The organism is Cupriavidus sp. UBA2010 (genome assembly GCF_002335265.1).
GTDB lineage: Bacteria > Pseudomonadota > Gammaproteobacteria > Burkholderiales > Burkholderiaceae > Cupriavidus > Cupriavidus metallidurans.
In genome coordinates this window covers 386,408-409,895 of sequence record NZ_DDCI01000033.1, presented here as the reverse complement: position 1 = coordinate 409,895, position 23,488 = coordinate 386,408, and the positions used below count along the sequence as shown (strand labels likewise).

At 60.5% G+C, this 23,488-nt stretch carries 22 protein-coding genes; 9 read left to right on the top strand and 13 right to left on the bottom strand.

Features of this window, described 5'->3' with window-relative positions; translation table 11 throughout:
* Positions 1–8: 8 nt before the first annotated feature.
* Together B2246_RS25650 and B2246_RS25645 are read right to left on the bottom strand one after the other, a co-directional pair.
* Positions 9–575: a DUF1439 domain-containing protein gene (locus B2246_RS25650; RefSeq protein WP_035884762.1), complete on the bottom strand. Its 567-nt coding sequence runs from the start codon at positions 573–575 to the stop codon at positions 9–11.
* A gap of 13 nt (positions 576–588) precedes the next feature.
* The gene (locus tag B2246_RS25645; protein WP_035884761.1) at positions 589–888 is read right to left on the bottom strand and encodes a YkgJ family cysteine cluster protein; all 300 of its coding nucleotides are present in this window, start codon (positions 886–888) and stop codon (positions 589–591) included.
* Between the two features lie 276 nt (positions 889–1,164).
* On the opposite strand from B2246_RS25645, the gene B2246_RS25640 reads away from it, so the two are divergent.
* From B2246_RS25640 to B2246_RS25625, 4 genes are all read left to right on the top strand, one after another.
* Positions 1,165–1,929 carry a TetR/AcrR family transcriptional regulator gene (locus B2246_RS25640; RefSeq protein WP_035884760.1) on the top strand — a complete coding sequence of 255 codons (765 nt, stop codon included), beginning with the start codon at positions 1,165–1,167 and terminating at the stop codon, positions 1,927–1,929.
* 259 nt (positions 1,930–2,188) lie between these two features.
* On the top strand, positions 2,189–2,842 hold the full coding sequence (locus tag B2246_RS25635; protein ID WP_011517281.1) for a protein-L-isoaspartate O-methyltransferase family protein: 654 nt from the start codon (positions 2,189–2,191) through the stop codon (positions 2,840–2,842).
* A 13-nt stretch (positions 2,843–2,855) separates the two neighbouring features.
* Positions 2,856–3,179 (top strand): rhodanese-like domain-containing protein, encoded by a 324-nt coding sequence (locus B2246_RS25630; RefSeq protein WP_017513381.1) that lies wholly within the window; start codon positions 2,856–2,858, stop codon positions 3,177–3,179.
* 136 nt (positions 3,180–3,315) lie between these two features.
* Complete coding sequence (locus B2246_RS25625; protein WP_035884759.1) at positions 3,316–4,797, top strand: TolC family outer membrane protein; 1,482 nt, start codon at positions 3,316–3,318, stop codon at positions 4,795–4,797.
* Here the strand turns inward: B2246_RS25625 and B2246_RS25620 are convergent.
* The 5 genes from B2246_RS25620 to B2246_RS25600 form a co-directional block, all read right to left on the bottom strand.
* A complete protein-coding gene (locus tag B2246_RS25620; RefSeq protein WP_051705558.1) occupies positions 4,781–6,061 on the bottom strand; it encodes an O-antigen ligase family protein in 1,281 nt (426 codons plus the stop codon). The two genes, B2246_RS25625 and B2246_RS25620, sit on opposite strands and share 17 nt — an antisense overlap.
* A gap of 128 nt (positions 6,062–6,189) precedes the next feature.
* A complete protein-coding gene (locus tag B2246_RS25615) occupies positions 6,190–6,975 on the bottom strand; it encodes an META and DUF4377 domain-containing protein (RefSeq protein ID WP_411431810.1) in 786 nt (261 codons plus the stop codon).
* Positions 6,976–7,099: 124 nt separating this feature from the next.
* A complete protein-coding gene (gene waaA / locus B2246_RS25610; RefSeq protein ID WP_035884758.1) occupies positions 7,100–8,374 on the bottom strand; it encodes a lipid IV(A) 3-deoxy-D-manno-octulosonic acid transferase in 1,275 nt (424 codons plus the stop codon).
* Positions 8,374–9,465 (bottom strand): lipopolysaccharide heptosyltransferase I, encoded by a 1,092-nt coding sequence (gene waaC, locus B2246_RS25605; protein WP_035884757.1) that lies wholly within the window; start codon positions 9,463–9,465, stop codon positions 8,374–8,376. The genes waaA and waaC overlap by 1 nt, the downstream gene beginning before the upstream one ends.
* The gene (locus B2246_RS25600) at positions 9,446–10,831 is read right to left on the bottom strand and encodes a phosphomannomutase/phosphoglucomutase (RefSeq protein ID WP_035884756.1); all 1,386 of its coding nucleotides are present in this window, start codon (positions 10,829–10,831) and stop codon (positions 9,446–9,448) included. The genes waaC and B2246_RS25600 overlap by 20 nt, the downstream gene beginning before the upstream one ends.
* A gap of 279 nt (positions 10,832–11,110) precedes the next feature.
* On the opposite strand from B2246_RS25600, the gene B2246_RS25595 reads away from it, so the two are divergent.
* Genes B2246_RS25595 through B2246_RS25575 form a run of 5 tightly spaced genes read left to right on the top strand, consistent with a single transcriptional unit; the run spans position 11,111 to position 17,076 of the window.
* Complete coding sequence (locus B2246_RS25595) at positions 11,111–12,253, top strand: glycosyltransferase family 4 protein (protein ID WP_035884755.1); 1,143 nt, start codon at positions 11,111–11,113, stop codon at positions 12,251–12,253.
* A complete protein-coding gene (locus B2246_RS25590) occupies positions 12,250–13,569 on the top strand; it encodes a sugar transferase (protein ID WP_051705556.1) in 1,320 nt (439 codons plus the stop codon). Before B2246_RS25595 ends, B2246_RS25590 begins: the two co-directional genes overlap by 4 nt.
* Positions 13,569–14,723, top strand: coding sequence for a glycosyltransferase (locus B2246_RS25585; RefSeq protein WP_035884754.1), 1,155 nt, complete (start codon positions 13,569–13,571; stop codon positions 14,721–14,723). The genes B2246_RS25590 and B2246_RS25585 overlap by 1 nt, the downstream gene beginning before the upstream one ends.
* Positions 14,723–15,973: a lipopolysaccharide biosynthesis protein gene (locus tag B2246_RS25580; protein WP_035884753.1), complete on the top strand. Its 1,251-nt coding sequence runs from the start codon at positions 14,723–14,725 to the stop codon at positions 15,971–15,973. Before B2246_RS25585 ends, B2246_RS25580 begins: the two co-directional genes overlap by 1 nt.
* The gene (locus B2246_RS25575; protein WP_035884752.1) at positions 15,970–17,076 is read left to right on the top strand and encodes a glycosyltransferase family 4 protein; all 1,107 of its coding nucleotides are present in this window, start codon (positions 15,970–15,972) and stop codon (positions 17,074–17,076) included. The genes B2246_RS25580 and B2246_RS25575 overlap by 4 nt, the downstream gene beginning before the upstream one ends.
* Before the next feature lie 52 nt (positions 17,077–17,128).
* Here the strand turns inward: B2246_RS25575 and wecB are convergent, their stop codons facing one another.
* Genes wecB through B2246_RS25545 form a run of 6 tightly spaced genes read right to left on the bottom strand, consistent with a single transcriptional unit; the run spans position 17,129 to position 23,482 of the window.
* On the bottom strand, positions 17,129–18,271 hold the full coding sequence (gene wecB, locus B2246_RS25570; RefSeq protein ID WP_035884751.1) for a non-hydrolyzing UDP-N-acetylglucosamine 2-epimerase: 1,143 nt from the start codon (positions 18,269–18,271) through the stop codon (positions 17,129–17,131).
* Positions 18,272–18,298: 27 nt separating this feature from the next.
* Complete coding sequence (locus tag B2246_RS25565; protein ID WP_111733585.1) at positions 18,299–19,246, bottom strand: chain-length determining protein; 948 nt, start codon at positions 19,244–19,246, stop codon at positions 18,299–18,301.
* Positions 19,182–20,072, bottom strand: a complete 891-nt coding sequence (locus B2246_RS25560; RefSeq protein ID WP_160172212.1) for a glycosyltransferase — start codon at positions 20,070–20,072, stop codon at positions 19,182–19,184. Before B2246_RS25560 ends, B2246_RS25565 begins: the two co-directional genes overlap by 65 nt.
* A 32-nt stretch (positions 20,073–20,104) precedes the next feature.
* On the bottom strand, positions 20,105–21,148 hold the full coding sequence (locus B2246_RS25555) for an EpsG family protein (RefSeq protein ID WP_035884749.1): 1,044 nt from the start codon (positions 21,146–21,148) through the stop codon (positions 20,105–20,107).
* Positions 21,136–22,185 carry a hypothetical protein gene (locus tag B2246_RS25550; RefSeq protein WP_133258061.1) on the bottom strand — a complete coding sequence of 350 codons (1,050 nt, stop codon included), beginning with the start codon at positions 22,183–22,185 and terminating at the stop codon, positions 21,136–21,138. The genes B2246_RS25555 and B2246_RS25550 overlap by 13 nt, the downstream gene beginning before the upstream one ends.
* 37 nt (positions 22,186–22,222) lie before the next feature.
* Positions 22,223–23,482, bottom strand: a complete 1,260-nt coding sequence (locus B2246_RS25545) for an oligosaccharide flippase family protein (RefSeq protein ID WP_133258060.1) — start codon at positions 23,480–23,482, stop codon at positions 22,223–22,225.
* Positions 23,483–23,488 lie beyond the last annotated feature (6 nt).

Genomic DNA, 23,488 nt, shown 5'->3' with positions numbered 1-23,488 from the left:
ATTCGGATTTATGGCCGATTAATCTTGACGTTGATACCGTCCGGCAGGACCGTGATTGTACCGGGCTCGACGTTAGTGCCGGCCAGCCGAAGCTGTTCCGGCTTGAACGTATAGAGCGGATAGCCCTGCAGCAACTGCTCCGAGAGAATACCGCCAAGCGCATTGAGCTGGCGAGAAAACTGGCTTGGCAGCCCCTGCACGTCGAACTGTTTGACCTCGGGGTCCTGCAGGACCAGGGACCGCGTTGGCTGGTCGTACCGCAGGGCGCTGTCAAGCGCGAAGCGCCCCGTCAACGGCTGCCGGAAGAACAGGCGATTGTCGATCGTCGCATCGAATGCCACCGTCACGCGATTGCGCGTGGCGTCGAGCATGAGCTGCGGATTGGCAAGCTGGATATCGAACAGCTCCATATACCGCTTGTTGAACGGAAATTTCTTCTCCAGCGCCACTTGCAACTGGCTTTGCGAGAAGGTGTATTCGTCGCGGAACACACTACATCCACCCAGCCATCCGGCCGTGGCAAGCGCCGCGACACCCGCAGCCGCCAGCCAGCGCCGGCGCGTTGTGCCAATCATCGATTTACCTCCGTCAAGCATGGCCACCATCCGAACGGGATGCCGGTGCGGTCATCGCTTCCAGCCGCGTCAGCCACAGCAGCGCCGCCTCACGCGAATCGCCGCACATCTCATGCGACGGACGCAGCCCGCCGCAGAAATCCGGCCTCTCGGACCGCCCAAACACCGCGCAACGCATGTCGGGCAGCAACTGGGCGCATGCCTGCCCTGCGGCCTTGCCAGCGGGCATTCCCGGCAGCGGGGAGGTAATCGACGGCGCGATGCAGCAGGCGCCACAGCCTTCGCGGCAGGTCAAAGCGGATTGGCACGTCATGGTGAAGATTTCTGCGGCAACTGCCGAAAAACAGCATATGAAGCCGATCAGACCTAAGAAAGCCGCAATTGTGCCCCAGGCGGGCGCTGGCACCTGAAACAAAGGGCAACTTCGACCACGTGAGACAAGTGAGTCACTTTTAAACAAGCTGCGCCTTGTTCATATTGTCTGCTTGACCATACGTAAGCGCCCCCCTACATTACTGACCCATAGGTTATTAATATCGGTCCCCGCGAGGCCTTGCTCCGCCCGAGGGCCCTGCCATTCCCGCACACCGTGACCGCCGCCCTGCCAAAGAAAGACCCTGATACCCGGCGCTGGAGCCGGCGCAAGGCTGCCCGCCCCCAGGAACTGGTTGCCGCGGCGCTGGACCTCTTCGTCGAGCGCGGCTACGCGGCAACACGACTCGAGGATGTCGCCGCCGCCGCGGGCGTATCCAAGGGCACGGTTTATCTCTACTTCGCCAACAAGGAAGAGCTGTTCAAGACCGTGGTCCGGGAGAACATGGTGCCCGCGCTCGTGCGCGGCACGGACTTGGTTGATCGCTACGAGGGCTCCACGCCCGAGTTATTGCGCGAATTGCTGCTTGGCTGGTGGGGCCTGATCGGCGCCACGCCCGTGGCCGGCCTGACCAAGCTGATCATGGCCGAATCGCATAATTTCCCCGATATCGCCCAGTTCTACCAGGACGAGGTCATGGGACCCGGCGACGAACTGTTCGCACGTGTGCTGGCCCGTGGCGTGGCGCGCGGCGAGTTCCGCGCCGCGCCGGCAAACCCTACCACCACGCTGATCTGCGCCCCACTGGTATTCCTGATGCTCTGGCGGAGCGCATTTGGACAACTGGACTGCCGGGTCATCGACCCCGAGGCGTTCGTCGACCAGTTGCTCCAGGTACTGCTGTTCGGCCTGACCACCGGGCCATCGCGCGATACGCCGCTACCGCCGGTCCAGGGCCCATACATATGGGAAAGGATCCGCGACGAGCTGCTGGCCGAACGCGCAGCGGGCCTGGCGCCACCTGCGGAGACGGGCCAATGACCGACCTTGTCGCCCGCAAGATGGCGTCTCGACACCACCGTGGCGCAAACGCATCCCGCCGCTCGCTTCTAATGTTTTGTAAACATGCCATTCGGGTGCGAGAGGGTAAAATAGTGGGCTTTTGCGTAACTTCCCGGCAGGCTGCGGCTTCGGCACCCGTCGGGACGTCACCCGGCATCAACCGCAACGACAGCGCTGACGGCGGCATCACCCGCTAACCGGCAGCGCAACCCCGCAAGCATTTGGAAGGAAAGGCAAGATGGATCTCGAAAAAGCCCGCTTCAACATGATCGAACAGCAAATCCGCCCATGGGACGTGCTGGACCAGGAAATCCTGGACCTGCTGGCCGTGGTCAAGCGTGAGCAGTTCGTACCGCAGGCCTACGCCGCATTGGCTTTCGTCGACATGGAGATTCCGCTGCCGTGCGGCGAGAACATGCTGCCCCCGCGCGTCGAGGCCCGTCTCCTGCAGGACCTGAACGTGCGCAAGCATGAGAACGTGCTCGAAATTGGCGCGGGCTCCGGCTACATGGCCGCCCTGCTGGCCAACCGCGCCCGTCACGTGCTCACCGTGGACGTTCATCCCGAACTGGTCGCCCTGGCTCGCCAGAACCTGGCCAACGCCGGCATCACCAACGTGGATGTCGCAGAAGGCAACGCCGCCGAAGGCTGGGCGGTCGCCGCGCCGTACGACGTGATCTGCATCTCGGCGTCCGTGCCGGAGATTCCGAGCGCGATCCTGTCCCAGGTGAAGGTCGGCGGCCGTATCGCTGCCATCGTCGGCTCGGCCCCGGTCATGGAAGCCCGCATCATCACGCGCGCCTCCGAGACCGAGTACCAGGTTGTCGACCTGTTCGAAACGCTGGCCAAGCCGCTGGAAGGCGCCGTCCAGCCGTCGCGCTTCAAGTTCTGATCAGACGCCAGATATGCAAGTCATTACCGCTCCCGAACTCGCCCAATGGCTGGCGGATGCCGGCCGCGCGAAACCGGTGCTGCTCGACGTACGCGAGGACATCGAGATCCGGACCGCCGCAATGCCCGGCATCACGCATATCCCGATGGGCCAGATTCCTGGCCGGCTGAACGAACTCGACGAAGACGCCGAAATCGTCTGCATTTGCCACCACGGTGCGCGCAGCATGCAGGTCGCGAACTTCCTCGAGCGCCAAGGTTATGCCAAGGTCTACAACCTGACCGGCGGCATTCACGCTTGGTCGACGCAAGTCGACCCGTCCGTCCCGCAGTACTGACCCGGGAACTGGCCCCGGGACGGCAACACCGCCCGGGACCATCCCGCCCTGCAGCACCTCCGCAGTCCTTGCCGTACCACCCGTCGATGTAACCGAACATTGGCCGCGCCGCGTCGCAGGCCGCGCTGGAGATGTCATGAGTTTTCCGCTTTCCGCCGTGCCCGGTGCGGCCAGGAGATCCCTGCCGCTCGCGGCTGCTCTTGTGGCCCTGCTGCACTTGCCGGCCGCGGAGTCAGCCGATCTGCTGCAGGTGTATCGCGATGCGCAATCCAATGACGCCCAGTTCGCCAGCGCACGTGCGCAGCTCGTCGCCACGCGCGAGAAGCTGCCCCAGGCGCGCTCGGGCCTGTTGCCGCAGGTCTTTGGCACGGCAGGCGCGCAGCGGACCCAGGCCGACTACAGCTCGCCGGTCGACGTCACCCGCTATTTCAACGCCAACACCTGGCAGCTGCAGCTGACACAGCCGCTGTTCCGCTGGGATCGCTGGGAAACCTACAAGCAGGGAGAACTGGCCGCACTGGCGGGCGAGATCACCTTCCAGCAGGCACAGCTCGACCTGATCACACGTGCCTCGCAGGCGTACTTCGATGTGTTGGCCGCGCAGGACAACCTCTACCTGGCGGGTGCCCAGAAGAAGGCCATTGGCGAGCAACTCGAGCAGGCCAAGCGCAATTTCGAGGTAGGCACCGCCACCATTACCGACGCCAACGATGCCCAGGCGCGCTACGACCTGGCCACCTCCACGGAGATTGCTTCGCAAAGCGCGCTCGAGGTGTCCCGCGCCACGCTGCAACAGATCACCGGCAAATCCGTCGACGAACTGATGGGACTGCGCTCCGAAGCGGCGATTCCGGGCCCGGCGCCGGCCGATGTCAACGCATGGGCGGCCCAGGCCGAGCAGGCCAATCCGCAGGTCAGCCTGGCCGGATACAACCTCGAAACCGCGCAGCGCGAAACAAAGAAGGCCAAGGCCGGTCACCTGCCTTCCGTGGACTTCGTCGCGTCCTACGGCTACACCAATGCCCAGGGCACTGCCACGCAGCTTAGCAATGTGGGCAGCCGCTACAACTCAGGCGTGGTGGGCGTGCAGTTGAGCATTCCGATCTTCACGGGCGGGCAGATCCAGTCGCGCGTGCGCGAAACGCTGGCCCTTGCGGACAAGGCCGCGAGCGATCTCGAATTCGCGCGCCGCACCGCCGCGCAGACAGCGCGCCAAACCTATTCCGGCGTGTACAACGGCCTGGCACAGGTCAAGGCGCTCGAAGCCGCCGAACGTTCGGCGCAAAGCGCGGTGGAATCGAACCAGTTGGGCTATGAAGTCGGCGTGCGCATCAACATCGATGTGCTGAACGCGGAGGCGCAGCTGTACCAGACCCGCCGCGACCTGGCCAAGGCCCGCTACGACACGATCGTGAACGGGATGCGCCTGAAGGCTTCAACTGGCGCACTGTCGGAGGCAGACGTGGTGCAGATCAACACGCTGCTGACGTCGGCGCCGGGGGCGATGTTTAAGTTGCCGGGGAAAGCAAGCGTGGGCGCAGTGTCAGCGCCGAAGCCCCCACGCGGCGAGCGCGGCCGCCGCGCAACCCTGGCGCCGGGCGTTACGCCGCGATCCTGACATCCGGCTGACCAGGTGTCGCCGACCTGGCCAAGCGCATCGCCCGCGATTCACACCCTGCCATCCCCAGAAGCAGGCCAATTAGGCCTGCGTAGAACACGACGTTGGCCTGGTGCGCGGTCGTCACCTGAGTCAAGCCGGAGATCAGCGACGCCATCACTACCCCGAGTCCAGCGCCGGCCAAACTTATACCCGAACCATTCTTGTTGGCACGGCACGCGCGCAACGTACGCCAGAGCAGCAAGGCAGGAACAAGGAAGAGCCCAAGCATCGTCAACAGGCCCGGGATACCAGTAGTGGACGCCGCCTCAACGATATCGTTATGGGCGTGCTCCAGAACACACGCTACAGATTCAGTTCGATGCTCGCAGTAGGGGGCAGCATGCAGAATGCGGGCGAACTGTCCGACGCCGACGCCGGTCCAAGGATGCTCCTCGAAATACTGGATACCGATCTGCCAGATTTGCAGCCGGGCACCCACCGAGGTTTCGGCATTCCCCTGCTGGAACTGCTGAATCTCCATGACAGCCTGGTCAACCCGCTGGGCAACCGGACTTCCGGGAATCATGTACAGGCCGATAATCAGCACGACGATTCCGGCGGCTGCCGCCAGGAACAAGCGTACATTAAAATACCTGTAGCGAACGAGAAGTAGTGGGAACAGCGTCACGAGCATCGCCACCATGCCACCTCGCGTACCGTTCACAATGAGAATAGATGCAGCGCAGAGCACGTTGAACCAAGCCTCCGCATGCGAGCGGAACCCCTCCCCAGGACGAGCGAAACCCGCCAGCGCGAGCGCCGCCACCATGTTGGCAAAGGCGATGGCTTGGACAAAAGCCGACGGCCTCCCATCGCCCAGCATGAAATGCTGATAGCCAACAATCAGCATTGCAAGGAAAAGCCCCACGGTAATGCCGCGCCAGAACCATTTGGGATTGGGTGCCGCGCGCACAATCACCCAGCATGTCAGGATCGCCAGCAGTGTCCGGGACGGATTATCGATGACGTTCCACGGCGTATGAAAATACAGCTTCGATCCAACATAGACGGCCATAAAGGCGAGCACTGCCACGGCGAGCGGTGTTAGGACATTGGCATGCTCACGCCATGCACGCCCCATGCCCCGCCAGCCCAGCAACGCCAACATGCCGACCCCGGCAAGGAAGACCCCTGCGCCTCTCGGCACGCAAAGGATCAACACGGGAAAGGCAAATACGAGGACAGTAGCGATCCTCGTCAGGAGCTTGTTGCTGAAGGTCATAGTTGGACTTGTAAAGCGACGATCTCGCCACAGTGCCGTGGCGCTCTTGAAACCAGGCGGGATTCTATATGATCGCCGATGGACGACTAGCCACGCGCCGCACATCATCCCTTCTGTCAAATCCTGCGTCACCGAGTCCGCGTTCGCTCCACCACCTCTAGAAGCTGCCAGAGAATCGACGCCGCATCGGCAGGCGGGTTCGGCACCTGGTACTCGCGTACGCGCAGCTTGTAGCTGACGCCGGGTTCGAAATCGAGCCCTTCGATCGGTCCATACCAGAGCTGCCACGGGGCATCGGACGACTCGCGCCAGCGATAGCATTGCATCTTGCCCACGCCCGGGCATTCCACGCGTCGCGAGTCGATATAGACGATCTTCTCCTTGCCCGGCGGCGCTGCATCGATCTTCGTACGGCGCTGGCCCACGCCCTCGCGCTCGATGAACTGCAGTAGATCACCATCCGCCGTCTTCCAGACGATCTGCCGCCCGGTCGAGCCCGCCGACGGCTGGGTGCCGACCGTCGTCAAGGGCGAATCCATTGCCTTGAACAGCGCCGACTCGAGTTCCATGCGCGGCTCCGGGCAGGCCATGCGCGTGCTGGCGATGTGATCGAAGCGAATGCCGGTGCTGGTCTTGCCATAGCCGCCCGTGAAGCGGTTGCAGCCACTGGTGCCGCTTACCGTGCCTTGTTGCGAATCGATACCGTCGTTGAAGTCGAAGACGATCGGCTGGCCATTATCGCCGTGGGGAATATCGCGCAAGGAGCCATCGGCGCGTTGCCAGCGCACAAGCTCCCAGCGGCTGGGGCCGCCCGAGCGGGTGTCGCCGAGGCTGGTCGTGGCGGACGGGCTGTCGGGCAGCGGTCCGGTGGCGCAGGCGGAAATCATGGCGGTGGCAGCGAGGGCCAATGTCATGACCAAAGGTCGGGGAATATGTTGCATCGATCTACTCCTTTGCTAGATGAAACGCCTTCACAACTCTTGCGCATCAATCTCCACAAAAGATTGTCAGTCTAGCGCCGAATCGCGCGTCCGTATGTCAGCGCAACACAGGCGCCAGCGCGCCAAGCGTACGCGCCGTCGCACCCCGATGCAGGCCCGCAAAGGTCAGGGCGTGCGCGCGCATGTCGGCCAGCTGGGCTTCGTCGCCCAGCACAGCGGCGGCTGCGGCCATCAGTTCGTCCGCATTGGCCACGAGCTTGCAGGCGCCGGCCGCGATCGCATCTTCGGTGGCCTGTGCGAAGTTGAACGTGTGCGGCCCCATCAGCACCGGCGTGCCGACGGCGCATGCCTCGATCAGGTTCTGCCCGCCCAGCGGGAGCAGGCTCCCGCCGATATAGGCGATGTCCGAGGCCGCGTAGTACATCGCCATCTCGCCCATCGAGTCGCCCAGCACGACGTCGGCGGTGATCGGCCACGCAAGCTGTTCAATATCGAGTGCGCTGCGACGCTGGACGCTGAAGCCGGCGCGCGTGGCCATCGCAGCCACCTCGTCGAAGCGCTGCGGATGACGGGGCACCAGCAGCAATGCAGGACGATCGGCGCCGGGCCAGCGCGAGAACGCGTCCAGGATCAGCGGTTCTTCGCCCTCGCGTGTGCTTGCCGCCGCCAACACGTGCCGATTACCAAAGGCGCTCCGCAGAAGCTGCCCGCGCGCGACGCCGGCCTCGGGCGGCCGCATGTCGAACTTCAGGTTGCCCGTAATCTGCACCGACCGCACGCCGAGCGCGTGATAGCGTTCGGCATCGCCGGCGGTCTGGGCCAGCACCATCGTGAAGTCGTTGTACAGCGACGCGGCGGCATTGCCGAAACGCGCCGTGCGCCGATAGCTGCGCGGTGAGAGACGCGCGTTGACCAGGAACAGCGGCACGCCGACGCGGCGCGTCACGTGCACCAGATTCGGCCACACTTCGGTTTCCATGATCAGGCCGGCATCGGGGCGAAAATACGCGAGGAAGCGCCGCACCAGCCAGGGCATGTCATACGGGAGATAGCACTGCTGGACACGCGAATTGCCGCCGTACAACTGCGCGCCAGTCTGGCGACCGGTCGGCGTCATATGCGTCAGCAGCAGCCGATGCTGCGGATAGGCCGACAGCAGGGCATCGATCAACGGCTGCGCTGCCCGAGTCTCGCCGACCGATACCGCATGGACCCACAGCCACGGCCCAGCGGCCGGCAGATCGCCATACTGGCCCAGGCGCTCGCCCACATGCTGGATATAGCCGGGCTCCTTGCGCGAGCGCCAGACCAGGCGCAGCAGCGCCAGTGGCAGGATCACCAGCCACAACAGGGTATAGACCAGACGAAGCATCAGGCGGCCACTCCGCGCACGCGCAAGGTAGCGGCATGGACCTCGTCGACGGTCGGCACGACGCCATCGTCGCCGACATTGGCGATGCAGTCGGACCAGTAGCCCTCAGTCTTCCAGCGCCACGTGGCGGTATAGATTTCGACCGTGGCGCGGCACAGCGCGGCGGCAATATGCACCAGCCCCGTATCGACGCCGATCACTACCTCGGCACGATTGATCAGCCCGAAGCCCTGCATGACCGAAAAGCGCGGCAGCACGCGCGCGCCCGGGATCCCCGCGGCAAGTGCCTCGGCATCACGACGCTCGGACTCGCTACCCCACGGCAGTAGCACGGTCAGACCCTCCGCGTGGAGCCTCTGACCCAGTGCGTGCCAGTTCGCCACCGCCCAGCGCTTCTTTGCACCGGCCGTGGCATGGAAGCACACCGCATAGCGTGCAGGCAGATCCGCCCACAGCGAATCATTGACGTTCAGCGTGTTGGCGGCAGGGCCAAAGAAACACGGTGGTTCAGGCGGCGTGATGCCGGTCAATGCGGCGCCAAGCAGGCGCGACCGGCGCACCGAATGGGTCTTGCGCGGTACTTTGACTGGCGCCGTGTAGAACAGCCGGGCGGCCGGCTCGTAGCCCGAGCCCTGCGTGGCATTGCCCAGGCCGATCACCGGCGCGCCAGCGGCGCGGGCCGCGGTGCGGGCCACGATGGCGGTCTTGAGCAGGCCCTGCGTTTCGAGCACGGCGTCATAGGGGCGGGCCTGGATGGCATCGCGCAGCGCGCCAACCTCGGCCCAGGTCTCGCCCTGCCAGAACCGCTTGCGCCAGCGGCGCAGCGCGAACGGAATTACGCGGCCCACTTCGGGCAGCAATCGCACCAGGTCGACATAGCCCTCTTCCACCACCCAGTCGATCTTGGCATCGGGCCAGCGCGCGCGCAGATCGTGCACGAGCGGCATGTTGTGGACCACGTCGCCCAGCGACGACACCTTGACGATCAGGATGCGCGGTCGCGCGGGCAGCGCAAACGGAGACACCGCCGCCAGGGGCGACGGTGTCTCTACTGTCGATGCCTGCACGACTTCAGAACGGGAGCTTTGCATCCGGTTTTTCGGCCAGGATCACGCGTTTGAACTCGGCCTGGATGCGTGCCAGCGCGGCGTCGTTGTCGGCCTCGAAGCGCATCACCACCACTGGCGTCGTGTTGGACGGGCGCGCCAGGCCAAAGCCGTCGGGATACTCGACGCGCACGCCATCGATCATGATGACATCCTTCGCGCCATCGAATTTCGCATTCGCGCGGATCTTGTCGAGCAGCGTGAACGCTTCACCTTCGGCACACTTGAGTTGCAGCTCGGGCGTGCAGTTGGAGTTCGGCAGCGCGTTGAGCACGGCGCTCGGGTCGGCGTGGCGCGATAGGATCTCGAGCAGGCGAGCTCCCGTGTACAGGCCATCGTCGAAGCCGTACCAGCGGTCCTTGAAGAACACGTGGCCGCTCATCTCGCCGGCGATCGGCGCACCCGTTTCCTTGAGTTTGGCCTTGACCAGCGAATGGCCTGTCTTCCACATCAACGGCTCGCCGCCGTGCTGACGAATCCACGGCGCCAGCTTGCCCGTGCACTTCACGTCGTAGATCACCTGCGCGCCAGGATTGCGCGAGAGGATCTCCTCGGCGAACAGCATCAATTGCCGGTCCGGGAAGATGACCTGCCCGTCCTTGGTGACCACACCCAGGCGGTCGCCGTCGCCATCGAAGGCTAGGCCAAGCTCGCAGTCGGTGTCGCGCAAGCACTGCATCAGATCCTGCAGGTTTTCCATGTGGGCCGGATCAGGATGGTGGTTCGGGAAATGGCCGTCGACGTCGCAGAACAGCTCGGTCACCTCGCAGCTAAGCCCCCGGAACAGATCGCCGACGAACGCCCCGGCCACGCCGTTGCCGGCATCGAGCGCGATCTTCATCGGACGGGCCAGCTTCACGTCGCCAACGATGTGGTCTAGGTACTGCTGGCGCACGTCGACAAGCTTGTAGGCGCCAGCGTCCTTCGTGAAGTTGCCGGCGTCGATGCGCTGGCGCAGGGCCTGGATCTGCTCGCCGTAAATCGCCTTGCCGCCCAGCACCATCTTGAAGCCGTTGTAGTCGGGCGGGTTGTGACTGCCCGTGACCATGATGCCTGACGTCGCACGGCGGCCATCCAGTTCGATATTGGTGCCGAAGTACACCATCGGCGTGGCGACCATGCCGAGGTCGATCACGTCCAGCCCCGCGGCACGCAGGCCTTCCACGAGCCCGCCAAGCAGGTCGGGGCCCGATAGCCGGCCGTCGCGGCCGACCACGACCGTCTTTTCGCCTTGCTCGGCGGCGGTCGAGCCAAACGAAAGGCCGATGAAACGGGCCACTTCCGGCGTCAACGTCTTGCCGACGATGCCGCGGATGTCATAGGCCTTGAAGATCGAAGGATCAATTTGCATGTGGCTTCCTGGGGACAAGGTTCATCGTGCGATTCCGCACCGGGGTGGGACACCTCGGGCGGGGCGCGGCAGGGCGCCAAAAAACCGTATTGTGCCGGATTGCGCGTGGCGCAGGCGCTATAATCGCCGTCAGCCACCCCTTCAAGGGAATTTTTCGGCCCTTTTGGGCAGTTTTCGGTCCGCATGCGCACGTTTTGTCGGACAACCGATCCAATCGAGTGGCGGCTGAATGCGCACGTCGCATCGCCTACACATGCCACCCCTGTTCGAGATTCCACATTGCCCTTGATCGCGCCGACTGGACGGCCACGCATCGCCTGTCTCATCACGAATTCCGAGACCGGCGGCGCCCAGACCCATGTTGCCGACCTGCTGCGCGCCCTGCGCGGGCGGGCCGACGTCACGTTGCTGGCGGGCGGTGATGGGCCCCTGTTCGCCCTGGCCCGCGACCTGGGCATTCCCGCCATCCGGCTGGCGACGATGGACAATGCCCTGTCTCCGGCCAAGGCCGTGGCGGCATTGCGGGAACTGACCCAGGCACTGCGCGAGGCCGCGCCCGACATCATCCATACGCACAGCGCCAAGGCAAGCGCACTGGGACGCATTGCCGGCAAGTTCCTCGGCATACCCGTGGTCTATACCGTCCATGGCTTTGCGTTCAAGCCGGCCGCGCCGTGGAAGCAGCGCACCGTCGCGCGCATCGCCGAATGGTTGCTGGCGCCCCTGACAAGCCATGTCATTTGCGTGGCCGAGGCCGAGCGGGCCCTGGCGCGCAGCCTGCCGATCCGCGCAGACCGTATCAGCGTGATCCCAAATGGCATTGCCGATGTGGCGGCGCGGGCGCGTCCGGCCGCCCCGCTTCGGCGCGTCGTGACCGTTATTCGGCTGGCGGCCCCGAAACGCCCTGACATCATGATCGAGGCGTTTGCCGCGGCGCAATGGCCCGATTGCGAACTGGTCATCGCCGGCGACGGGCCACAGCGCACCGACCTTGAGCGACTGGCCAGTCAACTGGCACCGGGGCGCGTGCGTTTTGCTGGCACCATCGACAACATCCCTGCCCTGCTTGCCAGCGCACAGCTTTTCCTGCTGGCCTCCGACCATGAGGGACTCCCAATTTCCATTCTGGAAGCCATGCGCGCAGGGCTGCCGGTGATCGCCAGCGAACTCCCGGGCATTCGCGAACAGCTTGGCGACGGGCTGTGTGGGGTACTGGTGAAGGGCAGTGACCCGCGCGGCTTTGCCGACGCACTGCGCAAGCTTGCGGCCGACGCGCCGGCCCGCGCCCTGGCAGGCGAAGCCGGTCGGCTCCGGTGGGAGGAAACGTACGGTCTGGAGCGCATGGTGGGCGCCATCTGGATGGTCTATCAACGGGTCCTGGCTCGCGTGCGCCACGCGGATGCACGCATCTCGGCATCATGAATACCCTGCACGGCAGCGCCCTGCGGCGCAACGGCCCTGGCACACCCGCACGATCGGAGACAATCCGGCGGGCCAGCCGCATGATCGCCTGGGCCGCCATCGGCCTGGTACTGTTTGGCATCGACGCCGCGTTGTCGGAAGTTGCCCACCAGGCGGGCTTTGTCACCCACGTGTTCCCGCGCACGTTGCTGTGGTCGATCCTGCCCTACCTCGCGGCGTTCCTGCTGGTGCATCGCGCATTGCATCTGCCGGCAATGGAGGGCGCCAGCATTGTCGGCGTGGCCACGACCCTGCCCTTTGCCCTGCTGCTGATCGTCTATGCGGGTTTCCATATCGAGTACTCGCGTGGTGCCGTGCTGGTGAGCTACTTCACCACGCTCGCGTGGATCTGGTTCGGGTATCGCCGCTACGTGCAGAAGTATGTGCCGGTATTTGGCTACATGGACCCCGCGACACTGCAGCATCTGAACCGCATCATCGCGATGCCCGGCGCCAATCCGCCCGCCAAGACGCGCTTCGAGCAGATCGGCTCGCCCGAGGATGCCATGCATTGCGACGGTATCCTGGTGGAACGCGGCCTGACCGCCGATCCGGCGCGCACGCGGCTGCTTAGCCAGTACCGGCTCGGTCACCTGCGCATGTACTCCGTGGAGCGGATCGGCGAGATGCTGACGGGACGCGTAGGCCTGGACCATATCGACGAGAATTTCTTCGACGACTATGCCGACCACTACCTGTTTGACTACGTCAAGCGGCTGATCGACATCGTCGCCGTGATCGCCCTCGCCCCGCTGGCCCTCTCCATTGGCCTGGCCGTGGCGCTCGCGGTCAGTGCGGAAACCGAAGGGGGTGCGCTGTTCCGGCAACGCCGCGTGGGCCTGTTCGGCAAGCCGTTCACGATGCTGAAGTTTCGCAGCATGGGGGGGGACAAGCATGCGCCAGCGCAGTTCGCCTTGCGCCAAGACCCGCGCGTGACCCGTGTGGGCCGCATCATCCGCAAATACCGGCTCGACGAGATCCCGCAACTGTGGAACGTGCTGGTCGGCGACATGAGTTTCATCGGCCCGCGCCCCGAGCAGGTACCAATGGTCGACGAATTCTCCGAAACCATTGCCTATTACCCGTACCGGCACCTCGTGCGCCCTGGCCTGTCAGGCTGGGCGCAGGTGCAGCAAGGCTATGTCGGCACCCACGCCGAGACCGTGACCAAGCTCAGCTACGACCTGTACTATGTCAAGCACTGCTCGTTCGCGCTGGATCTGCTCATCGCGGTAAAGACCGTCCGCACATTGTTGACCGGATACGGAGCGCGTTGATGACGTCGACCGCTCATACGGGGCGCTCACCGATGCGCATCATGCTTGTCACGACCGGACTCAAGGTGGGCGGCGCCGAGCACCAGGTGATACTGCTGGCGCAAGCCTTCCTGGCGATGGGCCATGCCGTTGCCATCCTCAGCCTGTCGCCAGGGCGCGAGATCGACTTGCCACCGGGCGCCCATGTGGTCGAGCTCAGCATGCGCAAGACGCCGGCCGGCATGATGCGCGCACTCGGGCAAGCACGAACGCTTGTCCGCACCTGGCGGCCTGACGTCATCCATGCCCATATGGTCCATGCCAATCTGTTTGCCCGGGCGCTCACGCGCATCGTGAAGTGTCCGCCGCTGGTTTGCACGGCACACAGCTTCCGTGAAGGCGGCCGTCTCCGCATGGCGGCCTACCGGCTGACGGACCGCTGGGCCGACATCACCACGCATGTCAGCATCGATGGCCGCCTCGGCATGATCGCGTCAGGCGGCGTGTCGGCGTCGCGCATTGTCGTGATGCCAAATGGCATCGACGTTGAGCGCTTTCGTCCCGACCCCGCAGTGCGCCAGGCCACGCGCACGCAACTTGGCTTCAGTGCCGACACGCGGGTGCTGCTCAACGTCGGCAGGCTGGTACCTGAAAAGGCGCAAGACACCCTAATTCGCGCCTTTGCACAAGTCGACCCGGCAATTCCCGCACACCTGCTGATCGCAGGCCATGGAGCGTTGTGGCAACCGCTGTCCGACCTTGTCGCATCGCTTGGCCTCGCGTCGCGCTTGACGTTGCTGGGACAGTGTCACGACATCCCCGCCCTGCTCAACGCCGCGGATGCCTTCGCGCTGTCCTCGAACGTCGAAGGCCTGCCGATGGTACTGGTCGAAGCGCTTGCATGCGGTTGCTCGGTGGTATCGACCGACGCACCAGGCGTGGCGGAAGTGGTGGGAGACCTCGGTGTCGTTGTGCCTCGCGGCGACGTCGAGGGACTTGCCGCTGCGCTGACCGATACATTGCGGACGGGCTGCGGATCGCCCGCCGTGCAAGCCAGTCGGCGCGGGCGCGTGCTGGCCACCTTCTCGATCGAAGCTGTGGCCCGGCGCTGGCTCTCGCTCTATGTTGGCCTGCCCGGCGGCGGCGCCATCGCGCCGCATTCGGAGGCGGCCTGATGCGACGTCGCGTTACAGGCAACCTGCTCTGGATGCTGGCCGAACGCGGCTTGCAGGTCGGATGCGGCATTGCGATCGTTGCAATGCTTGCGCGTGCCCTTGGCCCCGTCGGTTTCGCACATTTCCAATATGCCCAGTCCGTGGTGCTTGTCGCCGGCTCATTGGCCTTCGTATGCAGCGCGGAAGTCATTGTACCCCGACTTGTAGCCGCCCCCTCTCCAACTGCTGAGCAAGAACTGGTCTTACATGCACTAATCCTTCGTCTTCTGGGAGCATTCAGCGGGTACCTGCTGATGTACGCATTTCTCGGGGTCACCTCCGCGTCGGCGGACGTCTGGCAAGCCGCTCTTCTCCTCGGAGTGGCCTTTCTGTTGCGCGAACCGTTTGGCGTGGCGATTGCCTGGATGCAAGCCCATATCAACAACCGGCCAGGAACGCTGTTCTCGTTGCTTGCGCTGGCCGTCAAGATGGCACTCGTCGTCGGACTTGTTCTCCTCGGCGCCAGTAGCGTCGCGGATTTCGCCTCGGCAATTGCGATAGAGGCTGTCGTGCTCGCGGTGCTCCTCAGCGCCTACTACGTCAGGAAGACACCCAGGCAGGCCATCGTCTGGCAGCTTCCCCTGATGCGGGAACTAGTATCCACTGGCTCGTTGTTCTGGGTAAGCTTCATACTAATGATGGCTGCACGTCGCGTAGACCAGCTTATCTTGCAGCCCGCTGTACCTGCCCCCGATTTTGCCGCATATGCAGCGTGTATCCAGATACTGGATAATTTCACTATTGTCGCGAGCATACTCGCCGCCGGCATTGCCCCCGCCTATGTCTACCGATCAGATTCCTTGGCGACCGCACGCAAGAACGTGCTGAGAATCACGACACTACTAGCAATCCTTGGGATGGGCGGCGCCGTCATCATTGCTTCGCTGGCACCATGGATTGTGCATTTGCTCTACGGAAGTCGATTTTCGGCCGCGGTCTCCTTGCTTCAAGGCGGAGCCATCATATCGGTGCTTGCCTTTGTTGACGTAGGACTGACTTTGATGGCTGTGTATATGCGGCGGCCAGCCTGGATCGCAATGAAATGGGGTATTGTGTTGACCGGGACTGTGATCGTCGATCTCTGGCTGATTCCCCGGTATGGAGTCCGGGGAGCATTAATTGGATATGGTGCGGCCTACCTGCTGGCAACAATGGCAGGAGTGGCCACGCTAATAGCAAGTCGAATGCATCCATTGCGGGTTGCGACATGAGCCACAAGCCTCGCGTTTGCTTCTTGACGGGGACTCTCGGCGAGATAGGTGGCGCCGAACGAATGACAGCCGTCATTGCTAACGACTTAGTCACGCGTGGATACGAAGTCTTTATTGTGAGCTTGTGGGGCAAGACTTCATGCTTTCAGCTACACCCGGCAGTACGGCATCATACGTTGCACGCTCGACGCCCCTCGTTCAAACAAGCGTTCCTTTCCACGATCGTGAGGATCCGTCGCTTCCTGCGGGACAACACCATTGACACGCTCGTCGATGTCGACACGATGCTCAGCTTGTTTACCCTTCCTGCAACGTTGGGCCTAAATGTCAGGCGCATTGCCTGGGAGCACTGCCATCTTGGCGAGGATCTCGGCCGTCCTCAACGGCGCCTGGCACGAATGCTCGCGGCACGCTTCAGCGAGTCAATAGTGGTTCTCACAGAACGCGACCGTCAACAGTGGCTGGTCGACATGGCGCCTCGCGCTCGTGTTATCGCCATTGGGAATCCCCTACCGTTTCCATACCCGATCGATCCAGCACCCCGTTCGTCAAATACCGTTCTGGCCGTTGGGCGGCTAACGGCAGCAAAAGGGTTCGACGTGCTGCTGCACGCCTGGAAACTCGTCAGCGCCGAGGCCCCTGACTGGAAGCTCGTCATCGCGGGCGACGGGGAAGAGCGTTCGGCGCTCGAAGAGATTATCACGATGCTCAACCTGCAAGATTGCGTGACCCTTGTTGGCATGCGGCAAGACATAGAAAATGTCTACCGTAACGCAAGCATCTTTTGCCTGAGCTCGCACTATGAGGGCTTTGCGCTAGTGCTACTGGAAGCCATGGCATTTGGCTTACCAATCGTTTCGACAGATTGCGAAACCGGTCCGACGGAACTCATTCGCAACGGCGAAAATGGCATGCTGGTGCGGGCGGGCGATCCACGCGCGCTTGCGGACGGACTGATCGAGGTCATTCGCGACAACAACCTGGCAAACGCGCTTGCGAGCAGCGCTAGAGATGTCGCACGGCGTTACACCCTTGACGGTATCGCCAAATGCTGGGAGCAGCTACTGGCTCCCGCCCCGGACGCAGTATGCAACACGCACTAAGGTTGCGACGGATTGATCACACTTGCCACGGCCGGGTATGCCGGGTATGCGCTCAATGTGGCTGCATCGACGATTTGTGATATTGGACCAGTTGGTTTGCGATGCGTGCCGACGCCTTTCCATCGCCATAAGGATTATGCGCAAAAGACATCCGCTCGTATTCCTCGCGATTATTGAGCAGCAAGCTCACCTGAGCGCAGATTAACGCTTCATCGGTTCCCACCAGCCTCACAGTCCCAGCCGCAAGCGCCTCCGGGCGCTCCGTCGTATCGCGCATTAACAGAACGGGCTTGCCCAGCGAAGGTGCCTCTTCTTGCACGCCACCGGAATCCGTCAAAATAATGGATGCCCGCATCATCATGAACACAAAGGGAAGGTAGTCCAATGGCTCGATTAGATGAATATTGCCGATACCCTGAAGAATTCGGTTGACCGGTTCGCGAACGTTGGGGTTCAGGTGCACCGGATAAACGAAGTCGACATCGGCATGGACCGAAGCCAGACGTGCGATTGCAGAGCAAATACGCTCGAATCCGCTGCCAAAATTTTCGCGTCGGTGCCCAGTAATCAGAACGATGCTGCGCTTGAAGCCGAGCATCGGAAACTGTTCTGTTAGTTGCCGCGCCAGCTGCGGGTCTCCATCAATCTTGTCGCGGACTTCGAAGAGCGCGTCGATGACGGTATTCCCCGTCACCATGATCTGCTCCTCCGGAATATTCTCCTTGCGTAGGTTTTCCGCCGCTTCTGTGGTGGGAGCAAAGTGCAGGCGCGCCAATGCGCCAGTCAGACGCCGATTTGCCTCTTCCGGCCATGGCGAGTACAAGTTGCCGGTACGCAATCCTGCTTCCACATGCCCTACTGGAATCTTCAGATAGTAGCTGGCAAGGGACGCCGCGAACGTGGTCGACGTATCACCATGGACGAGTACAACATCTGGTCGATATTCGAGAAGTACCTGGCGCAAGCCTTCTAGGACCCCTGTCGTGATTTCGAATAAGCCCTGTCCGGGCTTCATGATGTCCAGATCGTAGTCGGGTGAGATCGCAAATAGATCGAGGACCTGATCAAGCATTTCCCGATGCTGCGCGGTCACGCAAACACGAACTTCCAGATCTGGATGATGCACGAGTGCGTGTACGACCGGGGCCATCTTGATGGCTTCGGGTCGGGTTCCAAATACGGCAAGTACTTTCATGAAACTATCTCAATTTAGCGCTGGCTGCTAACGGCGACGGCTGTCAGCATAGAGGCCTGCGGCAACAGCAAAGGCCATGCCCAAGACAGCCCCACCGAGTAAGAAATAAAGCTTACGCGGAAACGCCGGGTGTCGGCTGACCGCAATGGCCCCGAGCGGCCGGGTGTTGAATGTCCGATCCGGATCGATCTGCTCTTCAAGCGCTATCTTTCGTTGCGACAGCGTGCGCAGTTGGAGATCATTCTGCTGCACCATCTCGGTGATCAGCACGCCCACGGAGAATCGCGCTGCGCTGCTCTTCAGGCTGGTGGCAACAAGTTCGTCCAGCCTTTTCTTGCGCGCCTGCTCGATACCGAGAGCTTCCTGCACGTCGACCATCTCTTTTTTCATCCGATCGATCGATGGTTTAGCCAGGGAGGAATGGATGTCAATCAACTGCTCCTGGACGGCGGCCAGATTACGGCGCGCTTCGTCTGGCGATTCGCCCCGGACAGCAATTTGCAGAATATCGGCACCGCGATTGTAATTTACATTAAGTGATGCTCTCAGCACGTCACTCTCACGATTGACACCAGCTTCCAATGGCAAGCCGAGCCGAGTCAGCACCGCATCGACAAACGGCGCTTGGCGCATTCGCTCCAGAGAACGTGCAGTCGCTTCGATTTGAGTCGGAGGACCGTTGCCACTATAAATTTGTCCGATCTGGATGTTGGAAGTAGCCTCCCACTGTTTGCGCAAGACGAATGACGTGCCAAGCCCGATCGCCAGACCCAGCAGGATGAACGTAATGAGCACGATAAAATGCCTGCGGCAAAATTCGACCGCGTCTCCGACCGTCACGCCATCAGCCGCCCGCTCCAAAATTTCGCTCATGAAATAGTGATATGATTTAAATAAAATGTTACCAAAATTAAAGATTTTTCGAAAGTGCCGGCCATTTTTCCGCAAATGTCCCAACGCGACGAAAAAGCCCATCGAAGACACCCAGAATTGCGGCAGACACCTTCCGCATCCGATTTTTCTCAACGAACAGGATGCATAGCAACTCGTGCACCATGCGGGCAATATTCAAGATAAAGAACGAGGGTCGCCTTCTCAAATGGCGAAAAGCCAGAAGCAGCCCATTTCTGAAAATGTAGTACCGTCGAAATGGCGCATGATTATTGGGCCGCAACCGAAGGCCTAACAAATGATGCTCCGAGCGCTTCCCGATTGCATGATCGAGAACGGCATCGATACACATGAATACCGGAACGCCTGCCTCATCCGCACGCAGTGCATAGTCAGTGTCTACGTGATCGATTACCAGCGTTTCGTCGAATTTTCCCAATCGCTCCAACGCGGCTCTGGAAATCGCACTACCCGACGAGATAACAGAAAAAACCCGCCTCAGACCACTCTCCGCAGGGTTGATCTCTTCGGAATGGTACGCCCATTTTGTCAGATTCAATAGCGGAGCAAATTTCTGAAGATTCACATCAAATACTGCCGGCCCTATAATAAACGACGTGCTTTCCATTGTCGCAGCTGCTTTGACGAGCTTTTCAACGCAATCTTCTGTGATGCGCGAATCCTGATCTAATAGAAAAATGAGATCGAGATCCTTCTCGAACCAGTCTAGTGCTGCATTGAATGCACCAGCAATCCCCCCCAGGTTACCGTTCTTGATACAGTGGATATGGGGCGAAAGCGCATCGAGATCCACAGGATGTTGCGAGTTATCGACAACGACAAGCCGGTCGAAATAGCCGCCAACGCGCTCAACGTTATGCACATCATCCGATTTTGGATTGAAAAGCACGACGACTGCGCCGCACCGCAACTTTTTTCGAGTCATAGAATGATTGGTTGGATAAAATAGAAATTAACAACAAATAATCCCAATACCAATAAAAATGCAGCGACACCAATCAATCGATTCTTGAATGCCACCAATAACGCCGGCAGCAGCGGAATGCTCACGATATCAAACAGCTCACTGGCCCGGAAAGCAAATACCGGCACACCGGAAAAAGCAAAGTAGACAATCAGAGACAGCGTCCAGACCCTGAACAACACATCAAAATACTTGAATCGCGCTCTCAGTCCCGAAGACGAGTTGCATAGGGCGAACCAGATAGCGATCTTGATGATCGCTTCCACATTGAAAAGATTAATTTCCGCATACTGCCCCTCGGCAAGCAAATCTATGTAAACCTCGACCTTTGGAAACACCTGGGCCACCATGGCGAAAAGCGCGCCATTGAAGTTCAGAAGGTAAACTAGGCTTGCACCCAGCGCAGCACAAACTACCAACTGCCTATTATTCCAACGCTGCGATCCTAGTGGATAAGCAGCGAGATACAGAAATGCCGATGGATGGAACGCCGCTGCCCCAAGTATCGAAAGCAGATATCGCCATGGCTTGCGCGCAGAAAGATAGGGAACTCCACACAAAAATATTGCAGACGCTATGCCGGCGCGCACCTGCGCAAACTCGTGCAGGAGGAAATACTTCGACAGATAAACAAGGACGGACGCAAGAAAAAAACGGCTACATCGATGTATGCCTATCAGCTTGAGCGTTACACCTACGCCAGCCACAATCCAGAAATAGCCACCAACCTCCAGATTAAAATACTTGGCTATCCAGCTCAGCGCTGTAAAGGCGGGAGCGAAATGCCCCCCAAATAGACCATCCGCGGGATCGTATTCTTCGAATATCCTAATATAAATATCAGTGTCGGCGGTAACCAGGCCCCCTCGGGTAGCGGCGAGGGGGAGCAGAACCACGAGGATGACAATTCCCACAACGGGAATTCGCATCCTCTGAAGGTATTCCAGGAATGCGCCCTGCCTCTTGTTCGGGGTCAGGTCCTGCGAAATCATGGAATACATCCCAAATTCTCGAGCAAAGCCGACAACTCGGTCCATCCTTGTTCATGGAGATCTGTCAACCGGCGCAGACAAGCGTAATTGCTGGTACGCATGTCGTTCAATTTCTGCCTCATATCCTCAACTGCCAACTCATCAAGTAGGAGAAACTGAGCACCCAGATCTGCAAAGTCACCAATCCGGTTATTCAACACAACTGGAACGACACCTGATGCCAAATACTCGATCGCCTTCGTTGGGCATGCAACGTTGTTGATGGTGGAGTCATCGCGCAGCAAGAAGCCGAGATCGGCCGTCGCATACCGCTTGACCACGTCGGCCCGTGTACCGGATGAAAACTCGGCATCCCGGATATCCCATCGTCCGGCGCTAGCTCGCATTTGCTCCGGATTAGGGGTCATGAAAATGTAGCGATAACGGGGATATTTCGCAGCCGAACGAAGCATCAAATCAATATTTTGCCAGACTTGGGTCCCACCAGCATAAATCACGGAGATAGGCCCATCGGTAAGTGTTTGCCGTGGTGGCACCGGGATGTCCTGCTCAAAGATAGGCAAGAGGATACTCGGAGCGGTCCTACCGTACTTAGCGACTAAGTGACCAGCCATGCGGCGTGTCACGCAAATGATGGCGCGACTTCTTTTGACAACAATCCTCTCGATGCATCCAAAAATGAGCGCCTTGACAGCCTTGCCTTCGGCTTGCGTCTCCTCTGGAACTACCCCATGAATGTCGGTAATTACGCAGTTGCGCATGAAGTAGGCGGGTAAGGCGAACATCGCATGAAACACCGAATGCACGTAGACACATCGGGCGCGCAAAATTAGGCTAAGCGTGAGGAAGAAATGCGCAAAGAAGTTCACATAGTAGACGGTCAGATTACCGTCATAATACGAACGGACTTTCCAGTGTCTACAATATGCGCCACAAACATAAGTTCGGGCGCTTTCCTTAAGCAGAGACTCAATGGCGGCCACGCGCTGCACCATTCCATCGCGCTCATTCTCTTTCGTTGGAAAAGGTCCAAAAATAAGAATCATCAAGAGCCTCGGATTTATTTATATCCATAGGTGGGACTTATCGTATGGAATGGGCATGCATTGTGCGATAAATTACAACAACCGCCAAGCACGTTAGCATCAACTCGCCCCCAACCATGCCAAGAATCACGCCCTTCTCGGCCATACGCGGAACCAAGACCACAAAATTGACGATAGTGAAACATGCCGCAACCGCAAAAATGGTTGCATACGGTTTGCCCCGTCCCATTGCTCCCAACACTTGCACGCCCAGTACATTATTCAGGACACCAAGGAAGATCCACGGGCAAAGCCACCGAATCACGTCAAGGTAACGCGGATCAACCCATTTCAGCGCCGCCAGTCCGTATGGAGCGATTACGTACAATGTCACGGTACCAAGAACTGCAGGCACCAAGAGAAATATCGAGGTCCTTCGCACACTCTGAAACCCTGCTTCCACACTTTTCCCGAATGCCTGAGCATTAACCGGATACAGACTCTGACTGATGGGTGCCAAGCATCCGATCGCTGCCTTGATGATTTTTTCGGCTGCCGCATAAACACCGACGACGGCACTATCGTGGAAAATACCCAGCACAAAGACGCCACTACTGGACAGTATCCCTCCACCTGCAGATGAAAAGAAATAAGGTGCGCCATGCTTTAATTCGGTGATGATGCCAGCAATGCGCACGCTCGTGGGATCAAGAACGCTGCTCCGAAGAAGCATACTGACGCACACCGCCCCGACAAGAATCGGAGGAACCGACAGTACCAACGCGGTCAGTACGAGGTCTTCGGGCTGGCGCACCCATAACAGGACACCCACTGCACTCAGCAGCTTCGTGACCGTACTGGCGATCGCCACAGGACCCATCTGATTCATGCCTTGGTAGAACCAAATGGGCGTGAGCACATTGCCTACCGCCGACGCAAGCAGCAGCACGTAGGCAAGCATCTCCGAGTTCGAGGACGCATGCCACCAGCAAAGAGGAATGGCGACCAGGAAGACCGGGATAAGTAGGGCTATCTTGGCACCCATGATGGTCGATACATAGACGGAGAGCTCTCGGTGTGGCCCTGTGCGCTTGATCGTGACATTCCTCGTGGCAGAAATGTTGAAACCATAATCTGCAACTAGTTGTGCATATACCGCCACTGCCTGACCGAACGCCACCACTCCGAACACCTGAGCTCCAACATGGGAAACCAGAAATGGTAGGGTGATCAGTGGAATAAGGTAATTTAGGCCCTGCGCCATAAATAAATATGTCGCATTTTTAACTATACCAGGGTGATTCGCATTAATACCCAAGATCCA